At 59.5% G+C, this 9,921-nt stretch carries 13 protein-coding genes; 5 read left to right on the forward strand and 8 right to left on the reverse strand.

The annotated features are described in order from the left end of the window. Window positions 1-212: 212 nt before the first annotated feature. Complete coding sequence (locus AC01FP_RS14360) at window positions 213-350, forward strand: hypothetical protein (protein ID WP_474481229.1); 138 nt, start codon at window positions 213-215, stop codon at window positions 348-350. Window positions 351-452: 102 nt separating this feature from the next. Here the strand turns inward: AC01FP_RS14360 and AC01FP_RS14365 are convergent, their stop codons facing one another. Continuing rightward, window positions 453-689, reverse strand: coding sequence for a hypothetical protein (locus tag AC01FP_RS14365; RefSeq protein ID WP_474481231.1), 237 nt, complete (start codon window positions 687-689; stop codon window positions 453-455). A 59-nt stretch (window positions 690-748) separates the two neighbouring features. Here AC01FP_RS14365 and AC01FP_RS14370 point away from each other — a divergent pair, with 59 nt between their 5' ends. Together AC01FP_RS14370 and AC01FP_RS14375 are read left to right on the forward strand one after the other, a co-directional pair. Next, window positions 749-925 (forward strand): hypothetical protein, encoded by a 177-nt coding sequence (locus tag AC01FP_RS14370; RefSeq protein WP_474481234.1) that lies wholly within the window; start codon window positions 749-751, stop codon window positions 923-925. 608 nt (window positions 926-1,533) lie between these two features. Next, the gene (locus AC01FP_RS14375; protein ID WP_474481236.1) at window positions 1,534-1,785 is read left to right on the forward strand and encodes a DUF2811 domain-containing protein; all 252 of its coding nucleotides are present in this window, start codon (window positions 1,534-1,536) and stop codon (window positions 1,783-1,785) included. Between the two features lie 160 nt (window positions 1,786-1,945). On the opposite strand, the gene AC01FP_RS14380 is transcribed toward AC01FP_RS14375, so the two are convergent. Further along, complete coding sequence (locus AC01FP_RS14380) at window positions 1,946-2,368, reverse strand: PIN domain-containing protein (protein WP_474481239.1); 423 nt, start codon at window positions 2,366-2,368, stop codon at window positions 1,946-1,948. Continuing rightward, window positions 2,355-2,591, reverse strand: coding sequence for a FitA-like ribbon-helix-helix domain-containing protein (locus AC01FP_RS14385; RefSeq protein ID WP_474481241.1), 237 nt, complete (start codon window positions 2,589-2,591; stop codon window positions 2,355-2,357). Before AC01FP_RS14385 ends, AC01FP_RS14380 begins: the two co-directional genes overlap by 14 nt. A gap of 93 nt (window positions 2,592-2,684) precedes the next feature. Here AC01FP_RS14385 and AC01FP_RS14390 point away from each other — a divergent pair, with 93 nt between their 5' ends. After that, window positions 2,685-2,882 carry a hypothetical protein gene (locus tag AC01FP_RS14390; RefSeq protein ID WP_474481244.1) on the forward strand — a complete coding sequence of 66 codons (198 nt, stop codon included), beginning with the start codon at window positions 2,685-2,687 and terminating at the stop codon, window positions 2,880-2,882. A 434-nt stretch (window positions 2,883-3,316) separates the two neighbouring features. On the opposite strand, the gene AC01FP_RS14395 is transcribed toward AC01FP_RS14390, so the two are convergent. Then, window positions 3,317-4,954, reverse strand: coding sequence for a hydroxysqualene dehydroxylase (locus AC01FP_RS14395; RefSeq protein WP_474481246.1), 1,638 nt, complete (start codon window positions 4,952-4,954; stop codon window positions 3,317-3,319). Between the two features lie 156 nt (window positions 4,955-5,110). Here AC01FP_RS14395 and AC01FP_RS14400 point away from each other — a divergent pair, with 156 nt between their 5' ends. After that, entirely contained in the window at window positions 5,111-5,332 is a 222-nt protein-coding gene (locus AC01FP_RS14400) for a hypothetical protein (protein WP_474481248.1), read from the forward strand. Between the two features lie 65 nt (window positions 5,333-5,397). Here the strand turns inward: AC01FP_RS14400 and AC01FP_RS14405 are convergent, their stop codons facing one another. From AC01FP_RS14405 to AC01FP_RS14420, 4 genes are all read right to left on the reverse strand, one after another. Beyond that, a complete protein-coding gene (locus AC01FP_RS14405; protein WP_474481252.1) occupies window positions 5,398-8,517 on the reverse strand; it encodes a type I restriction endonuclease subunit R in 3,120 nt (1,039 codons plus the stop codon). 351 nt (window positions 8,518-8,868) lie between these two features. Beyond that, entirely contained in the window at window positions 8,869-9,144 is a 276-nt protein-coding gene (locus tag AC01FP_RS14410; RefSeq protein WP_474481255.1) for a hypothetical protein, read from the reverse strand. Beyond that, on the reverse strand, window positions 9,144-9,347 hold the full coding sequence (locus tag AC01FP_RS14415) for a ribbon-helix-helix protein, CopG family (protein ID WP_474481257.1): 204 nt from the start codon (window positions 9,345-9,347) through the stop codon (window positions 9,144-9,146). Before AC01FP_RS14415 ends, AC01FP_RS14410 begins: the two co-directional genes overlap by 1 nt. 96 nt (window positions 9,348-9,443) lie before the next feature. After that, window positions 9,444-9,587, reverse strand: a complete 144-nt coding sequence (locus AC01FP_RS14420) for a hypothetical protein (RefSeq protein WP_474481259.1) — start codon at window positions 9,585-9,587, stop codon at window positions 9,444-9,446. Between the last annotated feature and the right edge of the window lie 334 nt (window positions 9,588-9,921).

Here is a 9,921-nt window from a genome sequence, read left to right on the forward strand (position 1 = left end):
TAGACCCCTTGGCGCCGTAAGGCGTTTTTTTGTAGATGACTGCAGGCTTGGAATTCCTCTTTTTTCGAGGTGCCCTTATTCCAGTCAGCTCACCTTGCAGTGGCCTATTGCGGCCCCACCGGCCTCACGGCCCAGGCCAGCGATCGCGCCGCGACTCCTGTGATCAGAAGCTTGTGCTGAGCTGGGGGCAGGCAGATGGAGCAGCGGGTGTAATGGCCCTGCTGCTGGAGCTGCAAAGCCAGGAAGCAATGGCCTGCAGTGCACCGTTGACTTTGCGCAGCCTGGAAGTGCTGGAGCGGAGCGACCAGCGCCGGGAAGATCATCAGGGCAGGAAGACAATCAGCAAATGATTGTGTAATCCAGCCGGTTTCTCCGAGGGTGAAGCCATAGACATCCCCATGGCTGCTGGAGGGCAGGAACTGCTGGTAATGCGCCCGCGATAACCGAGCGGTTCAGGTGGCTCCGCTGTTCTGCTGCAGCGCCAGTGGAACAGGTCCGCTGCCGCAGAGGCCGGTGCGCACGGAGCAGCGGCCATTGGGCATCATGCCCAGCTCGATCAGACCAGCCTCCAGTATTCGGGCGGCGATCTGGTCTGGCGGTAGCCCCTCGGTGCCGGCCTGATGTTCGAGGGCGTCGAGTAGCGCCGCAGGCAGCTGCCAGTGCACGGGCCTGAGATCAGAGTTCTCCATCAAGGCTGCTGAGTTGACGGTGGTCACTGCGGAGTTCTAGGGCGTCCTCTGTTGTGGTTATGGCTGAGGTGGTGGCTGATCTGTTCGTGCCTTTCCCACTCGATGTGCTGCCGGCAGTGCTCTCCAGCATGCAGCCTGCGCAGAGCGAGAGCAGCGGCGGTGTTGAGCACGAGCTCATGTACCGCCAGTCCACTGCGGCTAGTCCGAGCCGCCGGCGCTTGGGGTCGGAGGTATGACATGAGCAGGGGAGCGCTGGTCAGCTGGGGGATCAGTGGCTTGGCTCCGCTTCTGGCGCGGGTCTGTGGGCCAGTGGCCGCAGTGAATCAGGCCGTGGCCTGGCCCAGCCACGCTCTTTTTGGCTGGAGTTCCAGCGCAGCACGCCAGAGGCGCAGGTAAACAGCAAGGAAGAAGCGCTAGTGGAGTGGTTCTGAGCTAGGCGGTTCTGAGCTGAGCGGCTCAGATCCGGCGGCAAACGCGGCGGCTTAACCGGGCAGGCAATAGGGATTGCTGCAGCAGAAAAGGCCATCCATCAGCACTGCTGAGCGATTGCGTTTTCCCCGGAAATCAGCGCTTTCCCACCATAACCAAGGGCTTTTCCACAGGTTGTCCGGCTGAGACCCAGCCATCGATGCCTCCAGTGCCACTGGTCGTGGGGAAAACCTCTCTCCCCCTTGACCGAGCTCTAGGCGGCGGCTTGCTGTGAGGACAAGCAGCCCCGCACCGGCCGAAAAGCAGCGCCAGCCATTGATTCCAGTAGTAAGACGCACTAATCGCGCAGTCATTCCGCCGCTTTGACGGAAGCGCCCTGGCCGTGGATTGATGGAGTCGTCAACTTGACGAACGCATGAGCCAGATCCCAGACCATCTCCCGGTCCACGTGAGCGTCGTCAATGAGTTCCCGGAGGACCTGTACCAGGCGATGCGGGAGTTCATCAGCAGCCATCCCAACTGGGACCAGTACCGTGTACTGCAGGCAGCGCTTGCGGGCTTCCTGCTTCAGCACGGCTGCAAGGACCGGGCCGTCAGCCGCCATTACCTCGACGGTTTGTTCCAGCGCGATCCGGCTACTGCGGCGCGGCCGATCTCACGCACCTGATGGTGCTGGCGACGTGGTGATGGCTATTGCAGGCATGGCCGGGCTGCACACCGCTGCTGGATCGTCCCCGGTGGACTTGTGCTGCAGGGCGAAATAGCGCTGACGCGGATGGATAGTTGAGGGTTGAACATCCGATCGGGCCGATGGGTCCATCCGGCCATCAAAGGCCCTGAAACGGATTCAGCAGCCGCACTCCGCAGCCAGCGAGGTCATCAATGTTGCGCGTCACCACGGTGAGGTCGTGCAGCAGGGCGATGGCAGCGATCTGCTTATCGATGGCGTTGTGGGGATTGGGCACCCGCAGTCGCCCCCAAATCTGGGCCGCATCGCCATCAAGGTCCAGCACTCGATCGCCGTAGGTCTGCAACACCTCAGTCAGCCACTGCTCCAGCATTTGAGATTGCGGTTGATCCCCCCGGTGGCGAATCAACTCCACTCCACGCCGCAGCTCACCAATGGTGATGGCGGCCAGAAACAGCGGGGTGTTGCCTCGGGCTGCAGTTGCCCAGAAGGCCTGCACACCCGCATCAGCGCGGCGGCCCTTACGGGCCTCGCTGATCACGTTGGTGTCAATCAAAAACATCAGCCGCCACACGTTGATCGTCCTGGCGCTGGAAATCGGCGTCTACCCCAACATCCGGCATGGCAGCCAGTAGGTCCGCCAGGTTGCGCCGCGGTGGGCTCAGCAGCGCATCGGCCAAGATTGCCCGCAGTTCAGCTTCCTGGCTGCGGCCGTGGGCCCCGGCCCGCTTCTTGAGCGCCTGGACCAGGTCGTCATCGACACCGCGCACCAACAAATCAGGCATGGCTCCATCACAGCGTCGATAGCAATGCTATCGCCACTGGCGCCTTTGGTACTGGATGGCCGGCAGCCGAATGGGCAGTTCCGCAAGTAGAGCTTGCTCCGGTCCTGGAGCGAGCAGCCCTATGGAGAAAAGGAAATCACCCTCGTAAAAGAAGAGGTGCAGCCCGACATCCGCGAGTGCCTGGTGAGGGTGGAAGCGCTCGATCAGAGGCTGCTGGCCAGGCATGAGTTGCTGGTGCTGCGCTGTGAGCTCGAACCCAAGCGGCAAGCCCTGGCCATACCTGGGACCTAATCCCGGCTTTCTCACCCTGTTGGTTTGCGGGCGTTCAGGGTCAGAGGTGGTGAACCGCAGGGGAGAGCACTTCCCCGATGGTTCGCCCAGCCGCCAGCCGGGTCAAGGCCAAGTCGTGGGCCCGGTGGGAATTACTGAATGCACCTTTCGGTGCCACTCGGGCGGCCATAACCCTGCGACTTAGTGGGCGCGAGTGGGGGCGTTTTTTCTCCTTCCTGCGATGCAAGCCACCTCCATCCTGCTCCGCTCAAGCAGCACCAGGCAGCGCAAGGACGGCCCGGCCACCAGAGCGGCTCGGCAGCTGCTGGGATCTGATCTGCCCTGAGGAAGCCTGGGAGGAGCTCCTGCGCTGGCAAGCCTAGCGTGCGATGTGTACACACCCCGAGCGAGAGGGCAATGGCAATGAAGGAGCTTGGTCATCAGTCCAGCACTCGTTAGGAGTTGAACCACGGCAGTTTCAGACCAAGGGCTTCGATTGGAACCATTAAGAGCTTGTTGAGAGCACGGCCTATAACCACTTGTGGCTCATCTGCTCGAATAGGCAGAACGGCATGGGAGTGACCGGCACCGCCAACAATCTTGCGTCTGATCAGGGAGTTACCTGCCTCCAGCCCGCACACATAGGCTCGTTCCTGACACAGACCCTTGGCTCCATGTTCTTTGTCGCCCATCCGCACCCAATCGCCAGCGCAGACGATCGAGCGCACTGAGGTTTCCAAGGGTGGCCGTTTTCTGAAACTGCCCGGAGAAAAGAGCGACACCGAGCTTGGATAGCGCCGTACCTCGGAATCAACCACCCTGGCATTGGTGAATTCTGGATGAGCGATGGGAAGCAGCTCGCGCGTAAGCAGAGCGATGATTTCTTGATCACTCATCGCTGCGATAGCCGATGCGTTGTAAAAATCGCTGGCGACCACCGAGCCCTGGGGCTGCTCATCACCCCATAGAGCCTGTTGGGCATCCTTGTGCAGCTGATCCAGCATGAAAAAAGTGCCCCCAGAGCCCTTCAGTGATTCGAAGCGGGAGAACACGTTGGCTGGGTAAGCGATTGGAACATACCGATCCAGCCATAGACGTGCTGACACGACATCGATGGAACCAAGCGAAGCAGCGCTAACAAGCTCTGGTGCTGCCTTACTGAGTTCTGGAGATTGAGCCATCAGAGACTTAAGCCCTTTTGCACCAACGGCCAAGACCACAGCATCCACCTCGTCAATCACCAGAACTGATTTGGTCTCCAGGTTCATAAGCTCAACCGAGCTGACGCGCTGCGATTCGGGCGACACATTCACCCGGCTCACCAAGGTTCCCCCAAGGACCTGCAGATGATGGCGGGAGATCAGCCTTCTACTCAGGGGAGCAAACAGATGTTCAGCGATGCTTTTTGACTTGATCCAACGGACATCAAATGAGTCTTGGTGGGCCAGGGCGTAGTAATAGAGAAGCTCCATGGTGACCGCGGCCGAAAGCTCTTCTGGCGGCTTGAACAAGCCAACCAGCAAGGTGGGGCGCAAGAACTCATTGATGAGTCGATCGCTGATGCCGAGCTTGACAAATAGTGATTGTGCATCGAGATCGTCGTACTGCTGAAAAGTCTTGTTGCTGCGATAGAGATCAAGCATCGCATAGAGAAGCCCTGCGATACTGAGCTGATCTTGAATGGGTAATCGCTTGAAGTTGGTGATTGTTGCCACCATTTGGCCAAGGGGACTCGGCCATTGGGGTGCATCTCCAAAAACAGGCGCTGTTGCTTCTAACCCATCGGGAGACCAGAAGGCACTGGTTGTGAAGTCAGTGAAGATATCGCCAGCACCGTGTTCATCAGTTAGGGCGTTGATGTTGGGATAGTCTTTCCAAAAACCTCTGGTGCCTGCCTCGAAAGGTTTGCCACTTTTGGTTGTGATTGGTGTGCTGCCTGTTGGATCGGGCATCCCATCAATCAAGCTGACACGAATACCGGCTTCACAGAGTGCCTTGGCTGCGCCCCAGCCAGCCCACCCGGCTCCGACGACGACTACATGGGATGGTCTTCCGCCGGGCATGCTCTCGTCTGGAGTGGTCTCATCTGGCATGGCTGCTACGAAAGTCGGCTCATTTTCTGCAAGTTACTCAAATAGTGATGGAGAGGCGTCAATTCAATCTCCAGAATTTGGGAGATTTAATAAGTACCTTGGCCACGCTTTAGCGATCTCCCCTGTTACCAGGCTAGGAGCACCGCGGAAGATTTCGTGCTGCGCTGTCGGCTCAACGTGCTCTGGTTTGTGACGATCATCGGCATTCCCTTTTGGTTCTCTATTGCCACCGCTACGGATGGGAGGTCCATGCCACCCGGTGCAGCGGCCCGCTGGTACGAAACCCGGCAGCCCGGCCTGGGCCGGCAATTTCTTACAGAGATGCGTTCGGCTTTTGAGCGCATCCGCTCCAACCCTGTGGCGAGGCAGGTTGCTTAGCGGGCATTGAGGGCCCGCTCCACGGCGGCATCAATCAAGCCCAGGCGACTAGCCAAGGTGGCCGATCAGGCAGCGGCGGCGCGTTCACGCAGTTCTTCGTAGAGGCCGGTCTTGTTGATCAGGACATCCTTGATGCCGTCGCGGGTGGCGGCGGAGTTGAGAGCTTGGCTACTCATTGCTTGGTGGGCATCGAGGGCGCTGATGATCGCGTCCATTAGGGCGCTGCCCAGATCAGGAGATGCGCCGAACTGCTCCTTGCTGTTTGCGGAAGCCTGCTGCTGCAGGGTGGGGGAATCCAGCAATTTGCCGCGAATTACTGAACACACGTAAGTCACTTCGTCGGCGTCAGTGAGATCGCCGGTGAACAGGTCGTTGAGCCTGGCAATGATCTCAGCCAGCAGGGCCTTCTCCTTGTCCTGCACCGAGCCGCCGCCGGGTGCGAGGCCTGCCAGCTTCTCGGCGTCACCCTGGGATAGGTCGAGTCGCCGTTCGCCCTTGTTCCGCAGCGTGTGGTGGGTGAGCACCACCTTGGAGAGATCCACCGTGGGGATCTCCCGCTCAAACTCCAGCAGCGGCAGTAGCCGCTTGAAAAACAGCGCCCGCTTCTCCAGCGTCGTGTTGCCGTAATCGAATATTTGGCAGAGGAAGGTGTAGAAGCGCACGTAGGTGCCCAGGTCGCTTCTGAACAGGGTGAGGGCGTCTAGTTCGTCCTTCGCCTTATTGATTCCATCTGGTTCGCCGGCATCTTCTGCATTGCGCTTGGCCAGGCGTGCTTCCTTGAAGGCGTGCATCAGCCTTTGGGCAATAGGCTCCAGTGCCCCGATCAGTTCACTCTGCTTGCTACCAGGGGAGAGCAGTACCTTCACCACCCGATCCACCTCAAATTCGTCGTAGTGGTTCTGACTATCTAGCTTGGCCTTGAGGCTGAGAATCAGATTTGGGTCTGTTGCTTCTGCCAGCTCAGCGGTCTCGTAGTAGGCCTTAAAAGCATTCAGGATGTCGTTTGGTTCATTGGCAAAGTCCACGACATAGGTGGTTTCCTTGCCAGGGGAGCAGCGGTTCAGGCGTGAGAGGGTTTGCACGGCCTGGATGCCGGATAGCCGGCGGTCCACGTACATACCGCAGAGCAACGGCTGATCGAAGCCGGTTTGAAACTTATTTGCCACCAGCAGTATTTGGTAATCCTCACCCTGGAAAGCCTCGCGGATGTCGCTTTTAAGGCCTGGGTTCAAGCTGCTGCTCTTCTCGTTGAAGGGATCAGGGCCAGACTCCTTGTCGTCAACGTCACCGCTAAAGGCCACCAGGGTGCCCAGGGGGTAGCCCTTGGCCTTGATGTACTTGTCGATCGCGAGTTTCCAACGCACCGCCTCCTTGCGCGAGCCCACCACCACCATCGCCTTGGCTTTGCCATCGAGCAGGGGCGCCACAAACCTGAGGAAGTGCTCCACGATGATCTGCACCTTCTGGGCGATGTTGTGGGGGTGAAGCTTCACCCAGCCCATGAGCTTCTTCTTGGCTGCGCTCTGGTCCACCTCTTCCTCTGAATAGCTCTGGCCGTCATGGGCCAAGCGGAAGGCGAGGGAATATGTGGTGTAGTTCTGAAGTACATCGAGGATGAAGCCCTCCTCAATCGCCTGCCGCATCGAATAGACGTGGAAGGGTTCGGGCAGGTTCCCCTCTCCAGCGGGTTCATGGGGGTTGGGTCGCCGGCCGAACAGCTCCATGGTCTTGGCTTTTGGCGTGGCAGTGAAGGCGACGTAGGTAATGCTGTCTTGCTTCACCCGCTCGGCCATCTGGGTCGCCAGTACGTCTTCTATGGAGACTTCAGCGCCGTCGCCCTGGTCGGCAACGTCTGAGGCGCTGAGCACTTTCTTGAGCTTTTCGGCAGCCTGGCCGGTCTGGGAGCTGTGGGCCTCGTCGGCAATGACAGCAAACCGCTTACCGCCCTTAAGCGTCATTTCCTGCATCTTGTTCATCAAGGCCGGGAAGGTCTGGATGGTGCAAACCACCACCTTCTTGTCCCCGCCTAAGGCCGTTGCCAGTTGGTCACTTTTTATGCCCTTCTCCGTTGTGATCGAAGCCACCACGCCCTTCTTGCGCTCAAACGATTCGAGGGCTTCCTGCAGTTGGGTGTCGATGACGTTTCGATCACTGACCACCAGCACCGAATCGAAGACCTTCCTGTCATCGGCGTCGTGCAGCTCGGAGAAGAAGTGGGCGGTCCAGGCGATGGAGTTGGTTTTGCCAGAGCCGGCCGAGTGCTGAATCAGGTATTTCGAGCCAGAGCCTTCATTCCTCACGGCCTCCTGCAGCAGGCGAGTGACCACGAGCTGGTGATAGCGGGGGAAGAGAATCCGCTTGATTTGCTTCTTCTTGTTTCGCTCGGCAATGCAGTAGCGGCCTAGGATTTCAAGCCAGCTCTCCCTCTCCCACACCTCCTGCCATAGGTAGGCGGTTTGGTGGCCATCGCAGAGGGGGTTGCCCTTGCCGCAGTTTTTGTCGCCAGGGTCGCTGCCTTTGTTGAAGGGCAGAAACACGGTCGCCGGGCCAGCCAGCTTCGTTGTCATGCGCACTTCTCGATTGCTCACGGCGAAGTGCACCAGTGCTCCGCTGGGGAAACTCAGCAGGGGTTCGGGGGTTTTGCCGGTGAGCTTGGGCAGGCGGTCGGATTTGTATTGCCAGACAGCGTCTTCTATGGATTGGGTGTTGTCGGTCTTGAGTTCAACGGTGGCGACTGGGATGCCATTGAGGAAGAGGACCAGATCGATGCTGTTTTCGTTGTGCAGCGAGTAGCGCACCTGACGGATCACGCGCAGGCGGTTGGCGTTGTAGCGGGCCAGGATTTCTGGGTTGAGGCCTAGGGCGGGCTTGAACTCGGCCAGCTTGAGGGCCTTGGGTAGACCCATCACCTCGATGCCGTTGCGCAGTAGGTCGAGGGTTCCTTGCTGGTCGAGCTGTTCACGAATGCGTTGCAGCAGGTTGGTCTCTGCCTTGCTGCCGTTCTTCTGCTTGTAGGTATCCCAGGCGCCCTTCTGCGACTCCTCAAGCCAGGCGGTCAGGTCTGGCGGGTAGAGGGCCAGCTTGCGGTCGTAGTGGGAGGCGCTGCCGTTGTCGTAGTGCCAGCCGTGGCTGGCGAGGTGCTCGCAGACCTCATTTTCGAAGGCAACTTCGAGGTGAATGCTCATCGGCTCTGCAGTTGCACCAACCCTGGGCTGTGGAGGCAGGCTAGGCGCAGGAGCCGCTTCAGGCCTGGAGTTGATGCAGCCATTGCATAATAATTGGCGATGAATTGCGCGGAGGCGAGAACCAATCGCGAAGATCCCCGTGATGGCAAAGCTCTGCCGTGATGCTGCATATTGTTCTAAGACCTGCGGGCAGGTGAGTTCAGAGCGGTTCGCGATCGGCCTGCTCCTGTAAGGCACGATGTGCCAGAAAGCAATCGTCCACGGTGGAGGTAGGCAAAAAGAAGTCCTCCCAAGGCAGGGCCGCCGCCTTGACCTCAGAATCCGGCCCTCCGCTGGGGTCGGAAGGCATCCTCATGGAGAGCGCTTGAGTGCAAAACCAACAGCCCCGCCCAGCACCAGCTGCAGAATGCCGGTGCCCCAGTCGATGCGTTTCTCCGGAACCGGGCGAAACAGGCTGAACACGATCAGTAAGGCCGCGAACGCGGAAGTGGCGGCAATCATCCAAACCGCAATGCGCTCGATGCGGTGGCGTTGGGCCCGGTCGGCAGGGTGCTCTGGGGTTCTGATTTCAATTCCGCTGATCGCCGACTGCAGCTCGCGGGCGTAGGCAGCGGTGATGTCATCCATCAGATGTTTACCAGGGTTTCCACCTGATCCCCGAGGGCGAACTGCAGACGGGCTCCGGCTTCCTCCTGTTGTTTGGCGAGCATGTAGAGAGCAAGGGCGCGACGAAACACGTCGGTTTTGGTGAGACCTTCGGCAGCAGCGAGGGCTTCGAGGCGCTTATTGACCTGGTCGTTGAGGCGAACCTCAAGGCGAGTGGTGGCCATGGCGCCCCATAGGTAATACGGCAATTATACGGTGTTTTTCCGGCTCTAGTGTTGGATTTCAGCCGGTGCAAGGCTCCCTGGCCACCACCATCAGTGTTAAGCGCGGCTCTGGCGTAGGGCCTCGAGAAACTCGCTGATGTCGATGGGGGCTGAGGGCAGCGCCTGGAGCAGCTCGGCGTTGTCGGCACGACGGGCGGCCACGTCACCTGGCACATGGGGGATGCAGAGGGTGCGCGACACAGGGGCCTCCTGCTTGCTTGTGAGTAGCAGTGTGGCTGGAATCTGCTGACCACAACCAAGCCGCTGCCTAAACAGTGGGCTTAGTTTGCAGTGATTCCAACGTTATTACCAGCTCGGCGAACGGGGGTCGGCTCGCAGCATCTGGCGCCACGCAGCGGAGTTGCAGCGCTTGTAGCGATGGGAGGAGTATGTGAAATTCGGGATCAATGCGCTCTAGTAATTCGCCAAGCAAATAGCCGAAGGCGCGCACTTCTAGCGCTTCATCTCACCCCAGGGCGACGGCACGGTCTTCACCGAATTCACCGGCAAGGTGCTGGTGCAGGGCGAGCCCGAC

Source organism: Cyanobium sp. NIVA-CYA 375, assembly GCF_056108345.1.